The sequence below is a fragment of the Nitratireductor pacificus pht-3B genome, from assembly GCF_000300335.1.
GTDB classification, from domain to species: domain Bacteria; phylum Pseudomonadota; class Alphaproteobacteria; order Rhizobiales; family Rhizobiaceae; genus Nitratireductor; species Nitratireductor pacificus.
In genome coordinates, this window is the sequence record NZ_AMRM01000017.1 from 17719 (window position 1) to 38330 (window position 20612).

Consider the following 20612-nt stretch of genomic DNA (forward strand, 5'->3'; position numbering starts at 1 on the left):
GACCGCGAGGAGAAAACAGGAGAGTGTCATGGAATTGCCGCGGCGATTGATACCTTCCGTGTCCGGCCTGATCGCCTTCGAGGCGACGGCGAGGCATCTGAGCTTCTCGCGTGCCGCCGAGGACCTCTCCCTGTCGCAGGGGGCCGTCAGCAAGCGCGTGCGCCAGCTCGAGCAACTGCTCGGCGTGGCGCTTCTGGCGCGCAACAATCATCACGTTCACCTGACCGAGATGGGGCGGGCCTATCTCCCGCAGGTCCGCACCCTTCTCGCGCAGCTCGAAAGCTCCACCCGCGCGCTGATGCGCAACGCCCAGGGCAAGACCGTCATCACCATCGCCGCGCCGGTCGGCCTCGCCGCCTGCTGGCTGGTTTCGCGGCTCGGCGTGTTCCAGAACCGCAACCCCGAGCTCAGCGTCAATCTCGTCACGTCGGAACCCCTGCTGGAGAAAGAGAACGAGACGATCGACTGCGCCATCGTCTACGGCACGCCGCAATGGGCCGGCATCACCTGCACGCCGCTCTTCGAAGAGGAGCTGGTGCCGGTGGCAAGCCCGCATTTCATCCGCACCCGGCGGCCCGGCTCCCCCGAGATCCTGCACGACTGCACGCTCCTGCATCTGGCGGATCAACCGGGCCTGTGGCCCGGATGGTTCGAGCAGGCCGGATGCGCCCGTACGGGGCTGACACCGGGGCCGCAGTTCGATCAGTTTCCCCTGCTGATCATGGCCGCCCTGCATGGTCAGGGCGCCGCGATCGTCCCCCGCTTCATGATCGAGCGGGAACTGGCCGCCGGCGACCTGAAAATGCTGTTCGACATGCCGCTCCGCAACCGGAAGGCCTACCATTTCGTCACGCCGGCGCGTTCAGCGAGCGAACCGGTGGTCCTCGCCCTGCGCAGCTGGATCATTGACTGCGCGGCCAGCGACGCAGGCCGCAGCGAGGCGGCCTGAAGGTCGCGTTGCGCCTTGCCGGATCGGCACCGCCCTATTCCAAAAAGCGATTTGAGCGCTCCCGCGCGCGAAGGCACTCTTTTTCGCAGAACACGGCGTTTCCGCCACTCGTCCGATGAAGGCGGGACCGGACAGCGGCCGTGGACAATCGGAGGAGAAGACATGCGCTCGAGAATGAAGAAACTGCTCTGTGCCTGCGCCTTTGCCGCCGCGACCGTCGCGGGAAATGCGACGGGCGCTTCAGCCGAGGACGAGATCAGCTTCCTGGTGGTCGACTACGAGGCGCCCGGCATGGGCGACTGGTGGCAGCTTCTGGCTTCCACCTACGAGGCAAAGACCGGCAACAAGGTGGTGCCGCGCAACACGCCGGCCAGCGAGTATTACGAGCAATTGCTGATCCAGGCGGCGAGCGGTACGGGCGCCGACATCCTGACGGTCAACCCGAACAATATCGGCGAGCTTCTGGCCGCCGGCCAGCTCATGCCGCTGACCGGGTTCCTGGAAAGCTCGGGCGTCAAGGACAAGATCGTCGGGGGTGGCTTCGACGCCCTGACGGCGGATGGCGAGATCTACGCGCTGCCGATCACCGGCCGCACGCTCGAGCTCATCTACAACGCCTGCTATCTGAAGGAGGCCGGCTTCGACCGTCCCCCGCAGACCCCGCAGGAGTTCCTCGACTACGCGACGAAACTCACCGTCAAGGACGATTCTGGCCGCGTGACCCGCTACGGCGCGAACATGGTCAACGCCAACGAGGACCCCACCTATGAGATGCTGCTCATGTGGAGCCTCGCCCATGGCGGTTCCTTCGCCGATGCGGACGGCAAGTTCACGCTCGATTCGGAACCGGTCATCGCCGGGCTGAAGCAGATGAAGGCGCTCTACGATGCCGGCGTCGTGCCGAAGGGCATGACGGAGACCGACCAGCGCTCGCTCTTCGCGACCGGCGGGACAGCCATGACCATCGACGGGCAATGGCAGTTTCCCTTCATCGAGAAGAACAATCCCGACAATTTCGACTGCTACAAGTCGGCGCTGCATCCCTGGGACGGGCCAGGCACCGGCGGCGTGAACATGGCGCTCGCCATCAATGCGGCGACCAAGAACCCCGAAGCGGCGAAAGCCTTCATCGAGACCGCGGCCAGCGCGGAGATGCAGTCCACATTCTCCGACCACAGCCCCTATCTGCCTTACGGGGTGAACGCACTGACCGATGCGCAGCGCGCCGCACGCCCCTATCTCGAAGCCTGGATTGAAAGCAGCGGCAACGCACATCCGGTGGCCATTCCCGGCCATGCCGACCAGTTCAACGAGATCTGGCCGATCGTAGTCGATGCGGTGCTGCTGACCCTGCGCGACGGCAAGCCGGCGGAGGAAAGCCTCGCCGAGGCGCAGGCGAAGCTGGAGGACTGCTGCGCCAGATAGGCGCGGCGGCTCCGATATCCGGGCGGTTTCAGGAATGAGCGGCGTCAGCGAGAAGAAGGGAAAAGGCGGGCCACCGGCCGGAAGCGGCGGCGGTCTCGCCAATTTCCTCACCGAAGGAGGGGGCTTCCTTCTCATCATGCTGCTTCCCGCCCTGCTGGTTCTGGGGTTCGTGATCGGCCTGCCGATGCTGAAGGCGCTCATCCTTAGCTTCGACACGATCAACTTCCGCAGGCCAGCAGCGGCGGGCACTTTCGGCTGGCATAATTACGAGAAGCTGATCTTCGACGCACAGGTCTGGAACGCGGTCTGGCGCTCTGCCCTCTATATGGGCGGCACGGTCGTCGGCTCGATCGTCCTTGCCCTCTCGGCCGCCTTGCTGACGCGCCGCATCGTGCGGTTCCGTGCTCTTGCGCGGCTCACCTTCCTGATACCGTGGACGGTCCCCGCCGTTGTGACGGCTCTGGTCTGGGGAGTGATGTATGAGGGCAATTTCGGCGTCATCAACCGCCTTCTCGAACCCCTTCCCTTTATCGACCGCGCCGACTGGCTCATCGACCGGAACACGGCCCTGCCCGCGCTCATCCTGGCCCAGGTTTGGAACGAGTTCCCGGTCGCCTATATCTTCTTTCTCGCCGGGCTGCACTCGATCCCCGACGAACTCTACGAGGCCGCCCGGATCGACCGGGCGAGCGCCTTCAACCAGTTCCGCCACATCACCCTGCCGCAGCTCAGCACCATCACGGCGGTGATCGTCATCCTCCTGATGATCATGGGGTTCAAGTCCTTCCCCATCATCTTCATCCTGACCGGCGGCGGGCCTGCTGGGGCGACCGAGACGATGACCGTGCTCACCTACAACACCGCCTTCCGCAAGCTCGACTTCTCCTATGCGGCGACGCTCGGCATTCTCGCCGTCCTCATCTCGCTCGCCATGGTTCTCGCCTATCTGCGCGTCATGAAGCGCGCGGAGCGCGGCGCCGGCGGGGCAGTCTGATCATGGCGCACTCCCTCGGATCGCAGATCCTGCGCACAGCCGCATTGGCGGTGCTGGGCATGATCGTCCTCTTCCCGGTCTACTGGATGGCGGTGATCGCGTTGACGCCAACGGGTTTCAGCCGCAGCCTGGCGGGCATCTTTCCCCAGAGGATCACCTTCGAGAACTTCGCCATGCTGTTCTCAGAGCGCCCCATGCTGCGCTGGATCGGCAACAGCATTTTCGTCGCCGCAGCCTCGTCCTTCCTGTCGCTCGCCTTCGGCGCGTCCTGCGGCTATGCGCTCAGCCGGATAAGGTTTCGTGGATCCGGCCTGGTCCTCATCCTCGTGCTCGCCACGCAGATGATGCCGGCCACCAGCATCGTCGTGCCGCTCTACATCCTGTTCCGCGACTTCGGCCTCCTCGACACCATGCAGGGCATGGTGCTCGGTCACATTTCGCTGGTCGCGCCGCTGGCGATCTGGATGAGCAAGGGGTTCTTCGACAGCATCCCGGCCGACCTCGAAGGCGCGGCCCGCATCGACGGCTGTTCGCGCCTTTCAGCCTACTGGCATGTGACCCTGCCACTGGCGCTGCCCGGCCTTGCCGCGATCTTCATCTACGGCTTCGTGACGAGCTGGCACGACTTCCTGTTCGCCAAGACCCTCATCAACTCGCAGTCGCTCTGGACGGCTGCCACGGGCATCTCGTCCTTCCGTGGCGAGTACTTCACCCTGCACGAATTGCAGATGGCGGCCGCGCTGGTCTTCGCGCTTCCGGTCATCGTCGTCTTTCTCATCATGCAAAGGCGCATCGTCTCGGGTGCGCTGGCCGGCAGCGTGCGCTGACCGCGGACAGGAGTCGCAATATCCCATGGCAACCGTCTCATTCTCGAAAGTCGTCAAGAGCTACGGAGACGCGGAAGTCATTCACGGCGCGGACATCGAGATCGGGGACGGCGAGTTCGTCGTCTTCGTCGGTCCCTCCGGCTGCGGAAAATCGACGCTCCTGCGCATGCTGGCGGGCCTCGAAAGCATCAGCGGCGGCGAGATCAGGATCGGCGACCGGGTGGTGAGCCACCTTCCGCCGAAGGACCGCGACGTGGCGATGGTGTTTCAGAACTATGCGCTCTATCCGCATATGAGCGTGGCCGACAATATCGGCTTTCCGCTGAAGATGGCTGGGATCGCACCAGCGGAGCGCAGGACGAAAGTGGCGGAGGTCGCCGGCCTTCTCGGTCTCGACGGCCTGCTCGACCGCCACCCGCGCCAGCTTTCCGGCGGCCAGCGCCAGCGGGTCGCCATGGGCCGCGCCATCATAAGGCAGCCTTCCGTATTCCTGTTCGACGAGCCGCTGTCCAACTCGAAAGCATCAGCGGCGGCGAGATCAGGATCGGCGACCGGGTGGTGAGCCACCTTCCGCCGAAGGACCGCGACGTGGCGATGGTGTTTCAGAACTATGCGCTCTATCCGCATATGAGCGTGGCCGACAATATCGGCTTTCCGCTGAAGATGGCTGGGATCGCACCAGCGGAGCGCAGGACGAAAGTGGCGGAGGTCGCCGGCCTTCTCGGTCTCGACGGCCTGCTCGACCGCCACCCGCGCCAGCTTTCCGGCGGCCAGCGCCAGCGGGTCGCCATGGGCCGCGCCATCATAAGGCAGCCTTCCGTATTCCTGTTCGACGAGCCGCTGTCCAATCTGGATGCCGCGCTGCGCGTGCAGATGCGCCGTGAGATCAAGCTCCTGCACCACCGTCTCGGCGCCACCATGATCTTCGTGACCCACGACCAGGTGGAAGCCATGACCATGGCGGACCGCATCGTGGTTCTGCGCAACGGGCGCGTCGAGCAGGTCGGCACACCCGATGAAATCTACCGCCGGCCGGGAAACACCTTCGTGGCCGGCTTCATCGGCGCGCCGCCCATGAACGTGATCGAGGGCACCGCCGCCCTTTTACAGCAGGGCGCGGTCTTCATGCCGACAGCCGATCCCAAGCTCGCAATCGATCTCCCCGCGGGTGCACGAAAACTCCCGGAAGCCGCTTTCCTCGGCATTCGCCCGGAAGACTGCGTCGTCCAAGGCAAGGCCAGGACGGCCGAGCTCGAAGGCCGCGTCAGGTTCATCGAGAGAAGCGGTCCCGAAACCCAGTTGACCATCGCGCTGGGCGCAACCGGCGGGCTCTCCCTCATCACCGTCAACTGGGACGGACAGAGGCATGCGATCGGCGACCCCGTGCGTTTGAGGCTCCCCGCCGACCGGCTTTGCCTTTTCGACCGGGACGGCAATCTGCTTTCGGAAAGCGCGTGCTGACGGCCGGGATCGCGCTTACGTTCCTGCCCATCACGCGGGATCTCGCCCAGGCCCTGGATGCCACCCGGCGCAACGATCATTGAGAGAACGGTGTGACCGACGAACAGATGATGGCGATATGGGGCTCGACCACCAAGCGACAGACCACACGCTGGAGCATTTTGCAGTCGGGTGGAATCACCCGACGTCCGCATACACGCGGAGAAACAAGGAGTTGGAACGGGTCAGCGTTTCTGTGAAACGATGAACCGGTCTATACGTCCGCAGCCAACCACCGCCGCATGGCCGAGGCCGGCATCCGCGCCCTGAGAATCGACATCCGAGAAGAGCAAACAGAGCGTGAAGTTGTCACACCGAAGTTAGGGAACTGCAAAAGCAGGACGAATCCGGCAAAAGCCAATAAAATCAATGGATAAAAAGACTGATGGTGGGCCCGGAGGGACTCGAACCCCCAACCAAGCGGTTATGAGCCGCCGGCTCTAACCAATTGAGCTACAGGCCCGGTGGCGATGGATTAGTTGCTTTTTCGACGCGACACAAGATGCCCCGCCGCAATCGGCACACAATCCCCCGCTAGAGGCCGAACTGCTTCTCGGGAGAGCAATAATCTTCGGAATCGCAAAAGGAGATTTCCATGACCAAATCCATGCTTCCAGCCGTTCTCGCCGCCCCGGCCCTTGCCGCAGCCCTCGTCGCCGCGGCGCCGGCCATGGCGGACCAGCAGGCGCCGCGCATCGTCGTCACCGGCGAAGGCGAGGCCGTCGTCAGCCCCGACATGGCGATCCTGTCCCTCGCCGTGCTGCGCGAGGCCGAAACCGCCCGCGCCGCACTCGACGCCAACAACGAGGCGATGACCGCCGTGATTGCCGCCATGAAGGAAGCCGGCATCGAAGCCCGCGACCTGCAGAGCGGCGGCCTGTCCATCAACCCGCGCTACGTCTATCCGAACGACAAGAACGGGGAGAAGGCGCCGCGCATCGTCGGCTACGAGGTCGCCAACACGCTCACAGTGCGCATCCGCGACCTGGCGAAGGTCGGCGATGTGCTCGACCGGTCCGTGACGCTCGGCGTCAACCAGGGCGGCGGCCTGACCTTCACGAATGACGATCCCAGCGCAACCCTCACCGAAGCGCGCAAGCGCGCCGTGCAGGACGCCATGGACAAGGCCAGGACGCTGGCCGAAGCAGGCGGCGTCAAGCTCGGAAAGATCACGGAAATCTCTGAACAGACCCTGCGCCAGCCGCCCATGCCCTATGCGGGCAAGGCGATGCGGATGGAAGCCGCGGCAGAGGCGGTGCCCGTCGAAGCCGGAGAGAACAGCTACCGCATCCAGGTCAACGTCACCTTCGACCTGGAAAGCTGAGCCATGGCGAGACCGGAAGGTCTCGCCTGAGAGCCGCAAGGACGCAGAAGCCGCCGGACCATCGTCCGGCGGCTTCTTTCATTGATGAACCTCTTTGTCGGATTGCCGCACTACCAGCGAAGAACAGGGCATCCGCGGGCCCGGGCGAACACCATCTGCGACCGTCCGCGGTCGATCCGGCCCGCAACGCGTATCGTCCGCCGGTTTACGTCGACCACCCTTGCGCGGCGCATGCCGAAGCGTTCCGCCTTGCGCACGGCCTGGCGGGCCGAGCAACTGCGATACTGGTGGCGGTTGCGCTCTGCGCGATGCGAACGCCCGATCTCGCGGCCGACATGGTCGCCGGAACCCGAGCCGATCCCGAAGCCGAAATAGAGATTGTCGGCCTGCGCGCCGGCCGGCAGGGCCATCAGCGTGCCCAGCCCAATGAGGGCCGAAAGGCCCGCCATTTTGAGTTTCTGGCTGAGTTTCTGGAACATGGTGCTCTCCTCGTTTGGGCAGGAATGTTCCTGCGATGGAGGCACCATTCCATCCTCAGCCTGAACTGTTATCGAACGAACCGTTCATGCGCCGTTCACCGGCCCGTCTGCGGCTAGCCTCAGCCAAGCGCGGCGCGCCACTGGACCGGATTGCGGTACATGCTGACGCGCGTGATCAGCCCGTCATCGACCTCGAACACCATCGCGCCCGGCAGGGCATAGGATTGTCCCCTCGCCTCGGGCATTCCCTGGGCGGTCGCCAGATATTTGCCACGCACGGTAAATTCCGCCGCCGCCCGCACACCGCCATCGCCGACCATGACGGCAATGTCGGCAAGCTCTTCGTCGAAATGCCTGGTCGCCAGCCCCAGCCGCCAGCGCAGCTTTTCATGACCGATCTCCCGCGCGGCATCGAACGGATCGTGCGCCACGTCTTCGCTGGTCAGGGCCAGCACGGCCGCATGGTCATGCGCGTTCAGCGCCTCGAGAAAGCGCTTCACCAGCGCCAGCGTTTCCTGTTCGGACATGGTCTCGATCCTTTGTGCAATGGCCTGCAGGTAAGACGCCAATCCCCCGGCAAGGGTTCCTCGTCGGGGATCCGGCTAGGGTTCTTCGTCGAGGATATAGGGAAAATAATCCTCCGGCGCGTCCAGTTCGTCCTCGATGGCCTCGACCCGGCCCAGCACGGAGATTCCCGCCTCGTGGACCGTCGTCGCACTGCCCGACACCAGCGGGTGCCACCATTCCAGGTCCCTGCCCTCGGCGACCAGCCGGTAGGCACAGGTGGAGGGCAGCCAGCTGATGGTCGCGACATTCTCCGGCGTCAGCCGGACGCAATCGTGCACCTGCGCGAGGCGGTTCTCGTAGTTCCGGCAGCGGCAGGCGCCCGCGTCGAACAGCCGGCAGCCGACGCTGGTCCAGTGGATCTCGCCGGTATCCTCGTCCTCGAGCTTGGCCAGGCAGCATTTGCCGCAACCATCGCACAGGGACTCCCACTCGGCGTCGGTCATCGCCGCCAGCGGCTTGGTTTTCCAGAACGGTTCGATCATCAGCGACCTTTCGCGCGCCTTGGTCCGCGCGTCAAGCGACAAGCGCCGGCACATTCCAGCCACGCTTCCGCCGCGGAGGCGTCATCTTCCTGCACGTCTGGGTATCAATCGCCGGTCGGGCGGAACCATGCGCGTCCTCGCCGGTTAAAGCGCCGATGGGACACCCCAACGAGGAGATCTCCGTATGAAGACGCGAAAGCGGATCGTCACCAACACCGCGCTCGGCCTGATACTGGCCGCGGCCCCCCTTGCGCTCGCGCCGGCCCCCGCCATGGCGCAGCAGGCCCCGATCATCCTGGCTCAGGCCGAGGAGAAGCCGGAAGGCATGACCGAGGAAGCCTGGCGCGCCCTCCTGCTGAAGCGCCAGGGCGAACAGGGCGGCGAGGCTCAGGGTGAGGACGCCGGCGCGCCGGAGGGAGAGGCGGCACAGCCGGAACCGGCGCCGGAGCCCCCGGCCGAGGCAGCGCCCGCCGAACCAGAACCCAAGCCTGAACCGGAGCCCGAACCCCAGCCCGAACCCGAAGTGATGCAGGAGACGCCGGAACAGCCCGCCGCACCCGAGGCGGCGCCTGAACAGCCGCAGACCGAGCAGGCGCCCGAACATTCCGCCCCGCAGGAACCGGAAGCGCCGGTCGAAGAACCCGCCGCCGAGCAGCCCCCAGAAGAGCAGCCCGAAGCCGAGCAGCCTGCGCAGACCGAGGAAGCCCCGGCTCAGCCTGAGGCCCCCGCCGCCGAAGAGCCGGAACAGACTCCGGCCGAGACGGAAGCCCCGGCCGACGCGCCGGCTGAGCAGCCGCCTGCCCCCGAGACGCAGCAGGCTCCGGAGGCCGAGCAGCCGGAAACCACGACACCCGCCGAAGGAGAGGCCGGGGAAGCGCCCGCAGGGGAAAATGTCCCGACGCCGGAGCCGGCCCCCGACCGGCCGACCGAGCCTGAGGCAGGCACCGGCGAAACGCCTCCGGCCGACGCCGAAGCCCCAGCGCAGGAATCGGCTGGCGAGGAGGCGGGCGAGGTCCTGCCCGAAAACGCCGCTCCGGTGCTCGACAGCCAAAAGGAAGACGGAGCCGCCGAGGCGCCTCAGCCTGCTGATGGCGAGGCTGCTCCCACCGAGGCCACACAGGCCCCTGCGGCCGAAGAGGCTGCGCCAGCTCCGGAAACCGATGCGGAGGCCCAGGCCGAAACCATCGATGCGGAGACGCTGAAGAACGAGATCCGCGAGATGGTTCGCGAGGAAGGTCAGCGCATCGAGATGGGCGCCACGCGCGAGGAGCGCCGCGAACGTCGCCGCGAACGCAGGGAGCGTCGCGAGGGGACGGAGGTCGTCAGGGAATTCAACGACAACCGGACGATCATCGAGATCAACAACCAGATCTTCGTCGAAAGCCCCGACAGCGACCGCATGGTGCGCGACGATGACGAGGTCTATTACGAGGAGCTGCCGCGCGGCCGCGTCCGTGAAGTGGTTATTCGCCCCGATGGCGTTCGGCTGATCACTGTCCGCGACCGCTACGGCGACATCATCCGCCGCGTGCGCGTCGCCCCGGACGGGCGCGAGCAGGTGCTGGTCTTCGTGCCGGACGACAGGCTCCGCGACGACGGGCGCTGGCACGACCCTGCCCGCGACCTGCCGCCGCTGCGCCTCACCATTCCGGTCAGCGACTACATCCTCGAGGCAGAGCGCATCGAGGATCCCGACCGCTACTACACCTTCCTGCAGAAGCCGCCGGTCGAGCAGGTCCGCCGGATCTACTCACTCGAGGAAGTGAAGCGCTCGGCGCGCGTCCGCGACATGGTCCGCCGCATCGATCTTGACACAATCGAGTTCGCCTTCGGCTCGGCCGACATCGAGGAGAGCGAGATCGACGAGCTGGAAGCGATCGCCAACGCGATCGAGCGCATGCTGCGGGACAACCCGGCGGAGAGCTTCCTGATCGAGGGGCACACCGACGCGGTCGGCTCCGACCTTGCGAACCTCGCCCTGTCCGACAGGCGGGCGGAATCGGTTGCCCGCGCCCTGACGGAGGTCTTCGCCATCCCGCCGGAAAACCTGGTAACCCAGGGCTATGGCGAGCGCTATCTGAAGATAGCCACCGAGGAGCGCGAACGGGAGAACCGCCGCGTCGCCCTGCGCCGCATCACGCCGCTCGTGGCGCCGGTCGCCAGCGCGAACTAGAACATAGGGATGTTCATGGCTGGCGCCGCGGATTTGCGCCAGCCGGCATCGTTCCGCTTCGTACCCGCGTTTTTGGGAAAGCGGAAGGAACCCGGCCGGAAGCTCCCTCCTCCGGCCGGGTTTTCTCGCAACTGAAAATGATCGGATGCCGCCCGGAAGCGTCAGTCGGCCTTCTCGCCGAGCACCGAGATGCCGCCATTGGCTGCCGACCATGGCAGCGGATCGTTGAGGAACTTCTCGACTTCCGCCAGCGTCTTCTCGTCGAACAGCTTTTCCTTGCGGGCCACGGCGAGCACATCCCACCATGTGGTGAGATAGTGCAGCTTCATGCCGGCCTCTTCGAGCCGCTTCGGCGTCTCGGGGAAGATGCCGTAGTAGAACACGGCGAAGGTGTCGGTCACTTCGGCGCCGGCCTTGCGGATCGCTTCGGCGAACTTGATCTTGCTACCGCCATCGGTGGTCAGGTCCTCCACCAGGAGCAGGCGCGCGCCGTCCTTCAGATTGCCCTCGATCTGCGCGTCGCGGCCAAAACCCTTCGGCTTCTTGCGCACATAGAGCATCGGCAGGGCGAGCCGCTCGGAAAGCCAGGCGGCAAAGGGAATGCCCGCCGTCTCTCCGCCCGCCACCGCGTCGAACTTCTCGAAACCCGCGTCGCGCAGCACCACGGAAGCCGCAAAGTCCATCACGGCGGACCGGATGCGCGGATAGGAAATCAGCTTGCGGCAGTCGATATAGACCGGGCTCTTGATCCCCGAGGTGAAGGTGTAAGGCTCGTCGGCGCGGAAATGAACCGCCTTGATCTCGAGCAACATCCTGGCCACGGTTTCGGCGATCAATGCGCGGTCGGGAAAAGTGTTGGCGAACATGGCTGGCCCTCGGTTGGTGACGCGGCTTCCAGCTATCAGGATTGTGCGCCGGGAGGAAGTTTTCTTCGCAACATTCCCGTGGATGGCATTCGTGCGGTTGTAGCCGCCGCTAAAAACACTCGACGGTGATTGTCGGATTGCGGCATGCTCGCGCGTCTTGCAACCGAGAAAGGAACCGGCATGCTCTACGCGCTTCTGTGCTACCATGATGAAGGCGTCGTCACTTCCTGGTCGAAGGCCGAGGACGACGCGGTTCTGGCCAAACGCCGCCGCGTCCAGCAGGAGATGGTCGACAAGGGCAGGATGGGACCGGCCATTCGCCTCGTGCCCACCGCCAGCGCCACCACCATCCGCACCTCCGGCAGCGAACAGCTCGTTCTCGACGGCCCCTTTGCCGAGACCAAGGAGCAGCTGCTCGGCCTCTATATCGTCGACTGCGACAGCCTCGAGGAGGTCGTCGACTTCGCGAAGCGCCTGAAGGAAGGCGAGAGCACCACCTTCGAGATCCGGCCGATGCGCATTTTCGAGAAGGGCGTCCTGTCCGGGAAGGAAACCCTGGCATCATGACCGACCGGGCGTGGATCGAAGCGGCACTGACCGGTGCCCGTCCGCAGGCGATGGGCGCTCTGCTGCGCTATTTCCGCGACCTCGACCGGGCCGAGGAAGCCTTTCAGGAAGCTTGCCTGCGCGCGCTCAAGCACTGGCCGCTGAAGGGGCCGCCGCGCGATCCCGCCGCCTGGCTGATCTTCGTCGGCCGCAACGCCGCGCTGGACAGCGTCCGGCGCGACAGCCGCAACACCGAACTGCCGCCGGAAGACCGCATCTCCGATCTTGAGGACACCGAGGCGGATATCGTCGAACGGCTGGACAACGGCCACTACCGCGACGATATCCTGCGCCTGATGTTCGTCTGCTGCCACCCGGACCTGCCGGCGACCCAGCAGGTGGCGCTGGCGCTGCGCATCGTCTCCGGCCTGACGGTGCCCGAGATCGCCAGCGCCTTCCTGGTCGGCGAGAAGGCGATGGAGCAGCGCATCACCCGCGCCAAGCGCCGGATCGCCGAAGCCAACGTGCCCTTCGCCGCCCCCGATGCGGACGAGCGGGCCGAGCGCCTCGGCGCGGTGGCGGCCATGCTCTACCTGGTCTTCAACGAGGGCTATTCGGCCTCGAGCGGCGACAGCGTCGTGCGCGCATCACTGTGCGACGAGGCGATACGCCTGATGCGGCTCCTCCTCAGGCTGTTCCCCGCCGAACCGGAGATCATGGGCCTGCTCGCCCTGATGATCCTGCAGCATGCCCGCAGCGCCGCGCGAACGGATGCCGAAGGCAACGCCGTCCTGCTGGAAGACCAGGACCGCGGCCTGTGGAACCGCCGCCTCATCGGCGAGGGGCTGGAGCTGGTCGACAAGGCATTGCGCCATCGCCGGTCCGGTCCCTACCAGATCCAGGCCGCCATCGCCGCGCTGCACGCGCGTGCCGCACGGCCCGAGGACACGGACTGGCAGGAGATCGACCTTCTCTACCAGATGCTCGAGCGCCTTCAGCCCTCGCCCGTCATCACGCTGAACCGCTCGGTGGCGGTCGCCAAGACGCGCGGCGCCGAAGCCGCGCTGGACATGATCGCTCCCCTCTCCGAGCGCCTCGCCGGCTATTTCTACTATCACGGCGTGCGCGGTGCCTTCCTGCGCGAGATCGGCCGCGACGAGGATGCCCGCGAAGCCTTCGATCGCGCCATCGCGCTTGCCCGGACGCCCGCAGAGGCTGCCCATATCCGCATGCATCTCGACAAGCTTGCCGCGAAGAATCCGCTCTCCTGAAATCTCCGGAATAAAAATGTCGGCTACCGCTCCGACAGCGCGTCCTCCGGGTGTCGGCGCAAGAATGCGCCTTTCAAGCAATGGAGAGAAAGATGCGTTACCTTTGCCTGGTCCACCTCAACGAAGCCACGCTCGACGCCCTGCCCGAGCCGGAGATGCAGCAGCTCGTCCGGGCGTCCAGCGCCTATGACGAAGTGCTGGAGGCGTCCGGCCATCTCGTCGCCGCCCACGCCCTGCGTTCGCCGTCCGAGGCGCTGCACCTGCGCAGCCGCGGCGGCAAGGTGATCACCCTGGACGGCCCGCATGCCGAGGTGAAGGAGCAGTTGCTCGGCTTCATCCTGATCGAGGCGACGGATCTGCAGGACGCCATCGACGTCGCGGGCAAGATCCCCTGCGCCGCCTACGGCACCATCGAGCTGCGCGCCGTGAGCGGGGCCTGATCCTCCGGGATCGAGGCACCTGCCACCCGGCTACCACGATCCTGACATGAGGCTGTCAGGAGGCTTGTGAGATTGTGCCGGCGACGCTGAAACGCCGCGCGTCGCCATCCCCTTTGCCCCCATCGCCAAGGCGCCACCCCGACCGCCAAGGCACAGACGAAAGGATTCGTCATGAACGCCCCTCTTGAAATGCCGCGCGCCGGTCGCCGCGAATGGATCGGCCTGGCGGTCCTCGCCCTGCCCTGCCTCCTTTACGCGATGGACATGACCGTCCTCAATCTCGCGGTCCCGCATCTGAGCGCCGACCTGAAGCCGAGCAGCGGCGAGCTGCTGTGGATCGTCGATATCTACGGCTTCCTGATCGCCGGCTCGCTCATCACCATGGGCACGCTGGGCGACCGGATCGGCCGGCGCAAGCTGCTGCTGATCGGCGCCACCGCCTTCGGCCTGGCCTCCATCTTCGCCGCCTTCGCCACCACCCCGGCCATGCTGATCGTCGCCCGCGCGCTGCTCGGCCTCGCCGCCGCCACGCTGGCGCCCTCGACGCTCTCCCTGCTGCGCAACATGTTCCACGATCCGCGCGAACGCACCTTCGCCATCGGCGTGTGGATTGCCAGCTTCTCCGCCGGCGCCGCCATCGGCCCGCTGGTCGGCGGGGCGCTGCTCGCCTATTTCTGGTGGGGTTCGGTGTTCCTGATCGCCGTTCCCGTGATGGTCCTGCTGCTGGTCGTCGGGCCATTCCTGCTGCCCGAATTCCGCGATCCGGACGCCGGACGGCTGGACATCCTCAGTGCGCTGATGTCGCTTGTAGCGATCCTCTCCGTCATCTTCGGCGTCAAGCAGATCGCCGAGCACGGTGTTTCCGCGCTGGCGCTGGGAGCCATCCTGCTCGGCATCGTCCTGGCCGGGTTGTTCCTCCTGCGCCAGAGGAAGCTCGCCGATCCGCTGATCGATCTCGCCCTGTTCCGCGAGCCGGCCTTTTCGGCCTCGCTGCTGGTCAATCTGCTGGCCTTCTTCATCGCCTTCGGCTCGTTCCTCTTCATCGCGCAGTATCTGCAGCTGGTGCTCGGCCTGTCGCCGCTCGAGGCCGGCCTCTGGTCCCTGCCCTCCAGCGTCGCCTTCATTGCCGGCTCGATGATCACGCCGATGCTTGCCGGGCGCATCCGCCCGTCATTGCTCATGGTCTCCGGTCTGGTCATCGCCGCCGCCGGTTTCGCTGCAGTGGCCTGGGCGGCAAACCTCGGGGAGCTGATCGCCATGATCGCCGCCTTCACCCTGTTCTCGCTTGGCCTCGCTCCGGTCTTCACGCTGACCACCGACTTCGTCGTCGGCACGGTCACGCCCGAGCGCGCCGGGGCGGCTTCGGCCATCGCGGAGACCTGTACCGAACTCGGCGGCGCGCTCGGCATCGCTCTGCTCGGCAGCATCGTCACCGCCGTGTACCGCACCGGCATCGTCCGGACGGCGCCGGACGGCATACCCGACGAGGTGGCGGCCATCGCCCATGACACGCTGGGCGGCGCGCTGACGGTCGCGGCGGACCTGCCGGCGCCACTCGGCAGCAGGCTCGTCGAGGGCGCCCAGGCGGCCTTCTCGAGCGGCCTCGTCCTCGCGGCGGCCCTGTGCGCGGCGATCGCGCTGGCGGCGGCCCTGCTGGTGGCGGTTCTGCTGCGCAACGTGAACACCTCCGAGCCGGAAAGCGGCGCGCTCGCGCCGGCCGAATGACCCCTTGCGCCACCCGTCCGTTGCGGGTGGCGCACAAAGTTCTGGTTTCTGTCGGATCGGCGCCAGTCCGTTCGTCCTCCTGACAAGGCCCGACAGGCGGGCCGTGACAGAGGAGAAGAAGCAATGTCAGACGCCGACGCCGCCGTGCAGGAAGCGCCAGCAGTCCTGGGCGGCATCGTCCCCTACCTGATGGTCGGCGGCGCGTCCAAGGCGGCGAAATTCTACGAGCAGGCCTTTGCCGCGCGCGAAGTCTACCGCCAGCCAAGCGACGACCAGGGGCGCACCATGCACATCCATCTGCACATTCATGGCGGTTCGATCATGCTCTGCGACCCCTACCCGGAATACGGCCAGCCGCTTCAGCGGCATCAGGGCTTCACGCTGACCCTTGCGGTCGACGATGTGGATGGCTGGTGGGCGCGTGCCATAGGCGCCGGCGTCGACGTGGTCGTGCCGCTGGAGACGATGTTTTGGGGCGACCGCTATGGCGAGGTGCGTGACCCCTTCGGCGTGAAGTGGGCGATCGTCGGAAAGTAGGCCCCTACTCGGATCCCTCGCGGCGATGCCCGCCATGCACGCCGCGGGGGCGGCGGCGATCCGGCTCCCCAAGCGCTCCCCAGCCCACGAGCCGGAAGCGATCGCCGCCAGGCCGGAAAGCCCCGTGCGAACGGGGCTTTCCGGCTGCTTCCTGACGAATTTTGCATCTTGGCGGCAAAGCGACTAGGCTTCGACGAGGGGTGCTTCCCATGCGGCCCCTTGTCATCGGCGCTTGCAGGACTGTCTGCGTCACCATCTTCCGACACGAACGATTGAGAGACAGACATGAGCCAGATCAAGACGGGCGATGTCGTGCGCATTCACTATACGGGCACGCTGACCGACGGCAGCCAGTTCGATTCATCGGCGGGCCGCGAGCCGCTGGAGTTCCAGGTCGGCAGCGGCCAGATCATTCCAGGCCTCGACCGGCAGGTGCAGGGCATGGCTGTCGGCGTAAGCGCCACGCTGACGGTTCCCGCCGCCGAGGCCTACGGCCCCCGCGACGAGACCCGGGTTCAGGTGGTTCCCCGGTCCGCCATGCCGCCGGAGCTTCAGCTGACGCGGGGCACCAGCCTGCAGGCGACGACACAAGACGGCGGCCAGATCGCCCTCACCGTCATTGACCTGACCGATCAGGACGTGACGGTGGACGCCAATCACCCGCTCGCCGGCCAGGACCTCATCTTCCAGGTCGAAGTGGTCGAGATCGTCAACGGCTAAGGCGTTTTCAGTCGGCCGCGGTCACCTGACCTTTGCAGGAACGCAGAAACGCAGATTGGCCGGTTCATCATTCCGATGGAACGATGAACCGTCGAAATCTCACTGGGGCACCGCTTCCGGCGCGTACTGCTCGGCGAACTCCGCCGACGGCGGGATCGGCTTGATGATGTCGATCAGAACGCCGTTCGGATCGGCGGTGATGAAATGCCGCTGGCCGAACGCCTCGTCGCGCAGCTCCTGCAGGATCGGCAGACGGGCGGCAACGGCGCGCGCGTATTCCGCATCCGGGTCCTCCACCTCGAAGTTGAGGATGATTCCGGAAACCCGCCCTCGCCCGGCCTCGGGAATGGTTTCGTGCGAGCCGTCCATCACCGCCAGATTGACCCGCGGATTCTCCGTCGATTGCAGATGGACGTACCAGTCGGCTTCGAACATCGGCTGAAACCGGAAATGCGTGCAGTAGAATGCGGCCGTTTCGGCCACCCTGTCGGTCATGATGACCGGGTAATAGCTGGTGCTCTTCATATCTCTCTTCCCTTAGGTGACTGGCGCGACACGCTCCTGTGGAACGGCGGCGACGCCAGGCCTCTGTTTCTGTCGTCCGATGCAGGCAGGCCAACCGGTCAGGACGTCTGCCCGCGTGAAGGGCCGTCATTCCGCTCGACAACCGGCTTTCCTTCGGTGCGCACCTGCATTATACATACAGCATGTACGTAAATTCGATTAACATACAGGCTGCATGCATGCAACAGGAATCCGCGCGACGCTCCAACCGGGAAAGGACGGAGGAAACCCGCGAGAAGCTCATCGCCGCCGCGCGGCGCCTCTTCATCGAGAAATCCTATGCCGAAACGGGAACACCGGAGATCGTCAGGTCGGCCGGGCTGACGCGCGGCGCGCTGTATCACCATTTCGCCGACAAGCAGGCCCTGCTGCAGGCGGTGGTCGAACGGGAGGCCGAACAGGTCGCGAAAGAGATCGAGCAGGGCTCGGACGATGCCGCCTCCCCCGTTCGCGCCCTGATCGACGGCGGCAGGGCCTATCTCGCCGCCATGACCGAACCCGGCCGGACCCGGCTTCTGCTCCTCGACGGGCCGGCCGTCCTCGGGCGCGCCCGGATGGATGAGATCGACAGCCGCCATGGCAACAGAACCCTGCGCGAGGGCCTTGCCGCGGCGATGCGCGCCGGTGCCATTCGCCGGCTGCCGCTCGACCCGCTGACCGGTCTGCTGGGAGCCGCGTTCGACAGGGCGGCGCTGACCATCGAGGCCGGCGCGGACGCCGACGCCTGCCATCGGGCACTGGCGGGCCTGATCGAGGGTCTGTCAGCGGGAAAGACTGGCGGCGCGGATTGACCGACAGGCCGGGGCCGTACGGTCAATCGTCCCGCGTGCCGTCCTGTTTCGGAAGGTCCTGCTTCAGTCCGGCGACCAGTTCGCGCGCGGCCGAGAAGAACTCGCGGTACAGGATCGAGCCGAAGACGAGCACGCTCACCACGATCCCCGCCCAGATGGAGACGAACCAGGCGATCATCCCGATGGCGAAATAGTAGACGCGTATTCCGTGATTGAAGTTGCGCGCGGCGAGCGTGTTGAGCGCCGCCATGACGTAGATCTCCTCCTGGTCCCCCGCCTCCGTGTGATCGGCCGCGCCCAGCATGATGCAGAAATGGTTGAACTGGCGGAGCGACAGCGTGAAGGCCATGAACGCCATGACGAACATGATCAGGAAGATGACGATGTGCCGCTCGACCGCCGCCGTGGTGAGATCGACGCCGGGCTGCATCACCCTGACGGCCTCCACCACGGAATCGACCTGCCCCAGCACGGCGATCAGCGCCAGGATGATCAGCACCGTGGTCGAGGCGAAGAACGACACCGCGCTCATCAGATTGCCGGACAGGATCGCGTCGAGCGGCGTCTCGCGGCGCACGGCGTTGCGCACCCAGCGCTTGCGCTGCGCGCCCATGATGATCGAGAGGGACGGCCGCCGCCTTTCGAGCCACCCCGCAAAGACCACATAGGACAGCCAGCACAGCAGCGGGAACAGCGAGGCGGCGAGCGTCATGGTCATTCCCCCCTTGAATCATCGAGGCCGCCCGGCGGACGGGAGGTCCGGACGGCCGGTCAGCCGAAAATCGCCTCTCCCTGCTCGTCGATCACCTGGCGCCCTTTGCGGACCGCCTGCTCGGCGGCAAGTTCGGCGCTCGGAAAACGGTCGGCGCGCACCAGCCGGTGCTCGCGGCGCGTGCCGTCGATCTCCTTCGAGATCATCGCGCAGGTCTGGTACTGACCATCCTCCGAAAACGGCGTTGGCTGGATGAGGAACCCCTTGTGCTCGACGGCCTCCCCGACCGGCTTGCCGTCCGCCTGGGTCGTCGCCGTCGATCCGCCGCCAAAAAGCCGTTTCAGAAATGACATGATCCTCTCCCTTGATCCGACAATGTTTAGCGCAGTTCGTCAGGCGCGGGAAACCGGTTTGTGTCGATTTCCATAGAGGATATGGCAGCTCAGGAGCCCTGCAAGGACTGCCCCGCGCAATAACTTGACTATTTATGTCATATATCGTTCTGTGCGGCTCGCTAGCCGCCGCCAGCCTGACCCTGCAGACCTTGAACATGCGTCAGGAGAGACCATGAAACCCTCGAATCTGTTACGCGGCACGTGCGCTGCGTTCTCCACTGCAATGTTGGCGCTGGCATTGGCGGCCTCCCCCGCCCTTGCAGAAAAAATATCTGTGACCGACCTTGCCGGCCGCACCGTCGAAGTGGAACCCAACCCTTCGCGCGTCGTGCTTGGCGAAGGCCGGATGCTCTATTCGATTGCCCCGCTCGACCGCGAGAATCCGTTTCAACGCGTCGTCGGATGGAAGGACGACCTGATCAACTACGATCCCGATGCCTGGCGCAAATATGAGGAACGTTTTCCGCAGGCCAGGGACATCGCCAATCTCGGCAATCCTTACGATGCCGAGTACAGCCTTGAAAAGCTGATCGCGCTCGACGCCGAACTGGTGGTGATGAATCTGGGCGACCTGTTGAAGACTCAGGAAAGCGGTATTCTTGAGAAACTGGAGAAAGCCGGCATTTCAGCGATCTTCATCGATTTTCGGCAAAACCCCACCGAAAACACGATTCCAAGCCTCTTGCTGCTCGGCAAGGTTCTGGACCGGCGCAAGGAAGCGGCCGAGTTCATCGACTTCTACAACGAGCAGATGAGCATCGTCACCGGGCGTCTGGCCGGCGTCTCGGATGATGACAAGCCGCTGGTCTTCATCGAAACGGCGGCGGGATACGACCCTGGAGAATGCTGCCGCACGTTCGGAAGCGCCAATCTCGGCAGGTTGGTCGATCTTGCGGGCGGCATCAATTGGGGCACACGCAAGTTTCCCGGCTACGGCGGGATGGTCAATCTCGAGGCGATTTTCACCGACGATCCGGACATCATCATCGGCACGGGCGCCAACTGGTCTGAGGCACGACCCTCCACAGAGGCCGTCCTGTTCGGTTACGAGGCCGACGACGCGGATATTCAAAAGCGGCTGGCGGCCCTTGCCGGTCGCAAGGGGTGGCCGGAACTTTCGGCCGTGAAGAACAAGCGGTTCTATTCGGTCTATCACCAGTTCTACAACAGCCCCTATCACTTCGTCGCCATGCAGGCCTTCGCCAAGTGGTTCCACCCGGACCTTTTCGCCGATGTCGATCCCGAGGCGAACTTCAGGGCGGTGCATGACCGTTTCCTGCCCATCGACTATAGCGGCCGCTTCTGGGCCGCACTGCAATAGCCGC

22 protein-coding genes, 1 tRNA gene and 1 pseudogene are annotated in these 20612 nt (G+C 65.5%); 16 read left to right on the forward strand and 8 right to left on the reverse strand.

The window, feature by feature from the left end; genetic code table 11:
• The first annotated feature begins 28 nt into the window (after positions 1-28).
• The 6 genes and pseudogenes from NA2_RS14945 to NA2_RS22400 all read left to right on the forward strand — a co-directional run.
• Positions 29-949, forward strand: coding sequence for a LysR substrate-binding domain-containing protein (locus tag NA2_RS14945; protein ID WP_008597831.1), 921 nt, complete (start codon positions 29-31; stop codon positions 947-949).
• A 162-nt stretch (positions 950-1111) separates the two neighbouring features.
• Entirely contained in the window at positions 1112-2374 is a 1263-nt protein-coding gene (locus tag NA2_RS14950) for an ABC transporter substrate-binding protein (protein WP_157188252.1), read from the forward strand.
• Between the two features lie 34 nt (positions 2375-2408).
• Positions 2409-3368: a carbohydrate ABC transporter permease gene (locus NA2_RS14955; protein ID WP_008597834.1), complete on the forward strand. Its 960-nt coding sequence runs from the start codon at positions 2409-2411 to the stop codon at positions 3366-3368.
• A gap of 2 nt (positions 3369-3370) precedes the next feature.
• On the forward strand, positions 3371-4195 hold the full coding sequence (locus NA2_RS14960; protein WP_008597835.1) for a carbohydrate ABC transporter permease: 825 nt from the start codon (positions 3371-3373) through the stop codon (positions 4193-4195).
• A 25-nt stretch (positions 4196-4220) separates the two neighbouring features.
• The gene (locus NA2_RS14965) at positions 4221-4757 is read left to right on the forward strand and encodes an ABC transporter ATP-binding protein (RefSeq protein ID WP_008597836.1); all 537 of its coding nucleotides are present in this window, start codon (positions 4221-4223) and stop codon (positions 4755-4757) included.
• Positions 4694-5656: pseudogene (locus NA2_RS22400) on the forward strand (ABC transporter ATP-binding protein); the annotation flags it as partial. The gene NA2_RS14965 and the pseudogene NA2_RS22400, both read left to right, overlap by 64 nt.
• A 425-nt stretch (positions 5657-6081) precedes the next feature.
• Here NA2_RS22400 and NA2_RS14975 read toward each other — a convergent pair.
• Positions 6082-6158, reverse strand: a tRNA-Ile gene (locus NA2_RS14975).
• Between the two features lie 132 nt (positions 6159-6290).
• Between NA2_RS14975 and NA2_RS14980 the strand changes: the two genes are divergently transcribed.
• A complete protein-coding gene (locus NA2_RS14980) occupies positions 6291-7019 on the forward strand; it encodes an SIMPL domain-containing protein (RefSeq protein ID WP_008597839.1) in 729 nt (242 codons plus the stop codon).
• 110 nt (positions 7020-7129) lie between these two features.
• Here NA2_RS14980 and NA2_RS14985 read toward each other — a convergent pair whose 3' ends face one another.
• From NA2_RS14985 to NA2_RS14995, 3 genes are all read right to left on the reverse strand, one after another.
• Entirely contained in the window at positions 7130-7498 is a 369-nt protein-coding gene (locus NA2_RS14985; protein WP_008597840.1) for a hypothetical protein, read from the reverse strand.
• 119 nt (positions 7499-7617) lie between these two features.
• On the reverse strand, positions 7618-8025 hold the full coding sequence (locus tag NA2_RS14990) for a ketosteroid isomerase-related protein (protein ID WP_008597841.1): 408 nt from the start codon (positions 8023-8025) through the stop codon (positions 7618-7620).
• 75 nt (positions 8026-8100) lie between these two features.
• Positions 8101-8547 (reverse strand): YcgN family cysteine cluster protein, encoded by a 447-nt coding sequence (locus tag NA2_RS14995; RefSeq protein WP_040678121.1) that lies wholly within the window; start codon positions 8545-8547, stop codon positions 8101-8103.
• Positions 8548-8731: 184 nt separating this feature from the next.
• Here NA2_RS14995 and NA2_RS15000 point away from each other — a divergent pair, with 184 nt between their 5' ends.
• Positions 8732-10720, forward strand: a complete 1989-nt coding sequence (locus tag NA2_RS15000) for an OmpA family protein (RefSeq protein ID WP_008597843.1) — start codon at positions 8732-8734, stop codon at positions 10718-10720.
• Positions 10721-10881: 161 nt separating this feature from the next.
• Here the strand turns inward: NA2_RS15000 and NA2_RS15005 are convergent, their stop codons facing one another.
• Positions 10882-11586, reverse strand: a complete 705-nt coding sequence (locus NA2_RS15005; RefSeq protein WP_008597844.1) for an orotate phosphoribosyltransferase — start codon at positions 11584-11586, stop codon at positions 10882-10884.
• A 180-nt stretch (positions 11587-11766) separates the two neighbouring features.
• On the opposite strand from NA2_RS15005, the gene NA2_RS15010 reads away from it, so the two are divergent.
• The 6 genes from NA2_RS15010 to NA2_RS15035 all read left to right on the forward strand — a co-directional run bounded on the left by NA2_RS15010 (position 11767) and on the right by NA2_RS15035 (position 16825).
• Entirely contained in the window at positions 11767-12153 is a 387-nt protein-coding gene (locus NA2_RS15010; RefSeq protein WP_040678122.1) for a YciI family protein, read from the forward strand.
• Complete coding sequence (locus NA2_RS15015) at positions 12150-13403, forward strand: RNA polymerase sigma factor (protein WP_008597846.1); 1254 nt, start codon at positions 12150-12152, stop codon at positions 13401-13403. Before NA2_RS15010 ends, NA2_RS15015 begins: the two co-directional genes overlap by 4 nt.
• 92 nt (positions 13404-13495) lie before the next feature.
• Positions 13496-13843, forward strand: a complete 348-nt coding sequence (locus NA2_RS15020; RefSeq protein ID WP_008597848.1) for a YciI family protein — start codon at positions 13496-13498, stop codon at positions 13841-13843.
• 171 nt (positions 13844-14014) lie between these two features.
• A complete protein-coding gene (locus NA2_RS15025; protein WP_008597849.1) occupies positions 14015-15568 on the forward strand; it encodes an MFS transporter in 1554 nt (517 codons plus the stop codon).
• Between the two features lie 123 nt (positions 15569-15691).
• Positions 15692-16105, forward strand: coding sequence for a VOC family protein (locus tag NA2_RS15030; protein ID WP_008597850.1), 414 nt, complete (start codon positions 15692-15694; stop codon positions 16103-16105).
• A gap of 285 nt (positions 16106-16390) precedes the next feature.
• Positions 16391-16825: an FKBP-type peptidyl-prolyl cis-trans isomerase gene (locus NA2_RS15035; RefSeq protein WP_008597852.1), complete on the forward strand. Its 435-nt coding sequence runs from the start codon at positions 16391-16393 to the stop codon at positions 16823-16825.
• 99 nt (positions 16826-16924) lie between these two features.
• Here NA2_RS15035 and NA2_RS15040 read toward each other — a convergent pair whose 3' ends face one another.
• Positions 16925-17350, reverse strand: a complete 426-nt coding sequence (locus NA2_RS15040) for a VOC family protein (protein ID WP_008597854.1) — start codon at positions 17348-17350, stop codon at positions 16925-16927.
• A gap of 218 nt (positions 17351-17568) precedes the next feature.
• On the opposite strand from NA2_RS15040, the gene NA2_RS15045 reads away from it, so the two are divergent.
• Positions 17569-18180: a TetR/AcrR family transcriptional regulator gene (locus NA2_RS15045; RefSeq protein ID WP_008597855.1), complete on the forward strand. Its 612-nt coding sequence runs from the start codon at positions 17569-17571 to the stop codon at positions 18178-18180.
• A 22-nt stretch (positions 18181-18202) separates the two neighbouring features.
• On the opposite strand, the gene NA2_RS15050 is transcribed toward NA2_RS15045, so the two are convergent.
• Both NA2_RS15050 and NA2_RS15055 read right to left on the reverse strand, forming a co-directional pair.
• Complete coding sequence (locus tag NA2_RS15050) at positions 18203-18892, reverse strand: DUF599 domain-containing protein (RefSeq protein ID WP_157188253.1); 690 nt, start codon at positions 18890-18892, stop codon at positions 18203-18205.
• A 59-nt stretch (positions 18893-18951) separates the two neighbouring features.
• On the reverse strand, positions 18952-19245 hold the full coding sequence (locus tag NA2_RS15055; protein ID WP_008597858.1) for an HlyU family transcriptional regulator: 294 nt from the start codon (positions 19243-19245) through the stop codon (positions 18952-18954).
• Between the two features lie 124 nt (positions 19246-19369).
• Here NA2_RS15055 and NA2_RS15060 point away from each other — a divergent pair, with 124 nt between their 5' ends.
• Positions 19370-20608: an ABC transporter substrate-binding protein gene (locus NA2_RS15060; RefSeq protein WP_202803248.1), complete on the forward strand. Its 1239-nt coding sequence runs from the start codon at positions 19370-19372 to the stop codon at positions 20606-20608.
• Positions 20609-20612 lie beyond the last annotated feature (4 nt).

Excerpts from the sequence above, each read along its gene's own strand:
- NA2_RS14990 (WP_008597841.1), bottom strand. The coding sequence starts at position 8,025 with ATGTCCGAACAGGAAACGCTGGCGCTGGTGAAGCGCTTTCTCGAGGCG.
- NA2_RS14960 (WP_008597835.1), top strand. The coding sequence starts at position 3,371 with ATGGCGCACTCCCTCGGATCGCAGATCCTGCGCACAGCCGCATTGGCG.
- NA2_RS14980 (WP_008597839.1), top strand. The coding sequence starts at position 6,291 with ATGACCAAATCCATGCTTCCAGCCGTTCTCGCCGCCCCGGCCCTTGCC.
- NA2_RS14955 (WP_008597834.1), top strand. The coding sequence starts at position 2,409 with ATGAGCGGCGTCAGCGAGAAGAAGGGAAAAGGCGGGCCACCGGCCGGA.
- NA2_RS15025 (WP_008597849.1), top strand. The coding sequence starts at position 14,015 with ATGAACGCCCCTCTTGAAATGCCGCGCGCCGGTCGCCGCGAATGGATC.
- NA2_RS14965 (WP_008597836.1), top strand. The coding sequence starts at position 4,221 with ATGGCAACCGTCTCATTCTCGAAAGTCGTCAAGAGCTACGGAGACGCG.
- NA2_RS15015 (WP_008597846.1), top strand. The coding sequence starts at position 12,150 with ATGACCGACCGGGCGTGGATCGAAGCGGCACTGACCGGTGCCCGTCCG.
- NA2_RS15050 (WP_157188253.1), bottom strand. The coding sequence starts at position 18,892 with ATGACGCTCGCCGCCTCGCTGTTCCCGCTGCTGTGCTGGCTGTCCTAT.
- NA2_RS15055 (WP_008597858.1), bottom strand. The coding sequence starts at position 19,245 with ATGTCATTTCTGAAACGGCTTTTTGGCGGCGGATCGACGGCGACGACC.
- NA2_RS15040 (WP_008597854.1), bottom strand. The coding sequence starts at position 17,350 with ATGAAGAGCACCAGCTATTACCCGGTCATCATGACCGACAGGGTGGCC.
- NA2_RS14950 (WP_157188252.1), top strand. The coding sequence starts at position 1,112 with ATGCGCTCGAGAATGAAGAAACTGCTCTGTGCCTGCGCCTTTGCCGCC.
- NA2_RS14945 (WP_008597831.1), top strand. The coding sequence starts at position 29 with ATGGAATTGCCGCGGCGATTGATACCTTCCGTGTCCGGCCTGATCGCC.
- NA2_RS15000 (WP_008597843.1), top strand. The coding sequence starts at position 8,732 with ATGAAGACGCGAAAGCGGATCGTCACCAACACCGCGCTCGGCCTGATA.
- NA2_RS15030 (WP_008597850.1), top strand. The coding sequence starts at position 15,692 with ATGTCAGACGCCGACGCCGCCGTGCAGGAAGCGCCAGCAGTCCTGGGC.
- NA2_RS15035 (WP_008597852.1), top strand. The coding sequence starts at position 16,391 with ATGAGCCAGATCAAGACGGGCGATGTCGTGCGCATTCACTATACGGGC.
- NA2_RS15045 (WP_008597855.1), top strand. The coding sequence starts at position 17,569 with ATGCAACAGGAATCCGCGCGACGCTCCAACCGGGAAAGGACGGAGGAA.
- NA2_RS14995 (WP_040678121.1), bottom strand. The coding sequence starts at position 8,547 with ATGATCGAACCGTTCTGGAAAACCAAGCCGCTGGCGGCGATGACCGAC.
- NA2_RS15010 (WP_040678122.1), top strand. The coding sequence starts at position 11,767 with ATGCTCTACGCGCTTCTGTGCTACCATGATGAAGGCGTCGTCACTTCC.
- NA2_RS15020 (WP_008597848.1), top strand. The coding sequence starts at position 13,496 with ATGCGTTACCTTTGCCTGGTCCACCTCAACGAAGCCACGCTCGACGCC.
- NA2_RS14985 (WP_008597840.1), bottom strand. The coding sequence starts at position 7,498 with ATGTTCCAGAAACTCAGCCAGAAACTCAAAATGGCGGGCCTTTCGGCC.
- NA2_RS15005 (WP_008597844.1), bottom strand. The coding sequence starts at position 11,586 with ATGTTCGCCAACACTTTTCCCGACCGCGCATTGATCGCCGAAACCGTG.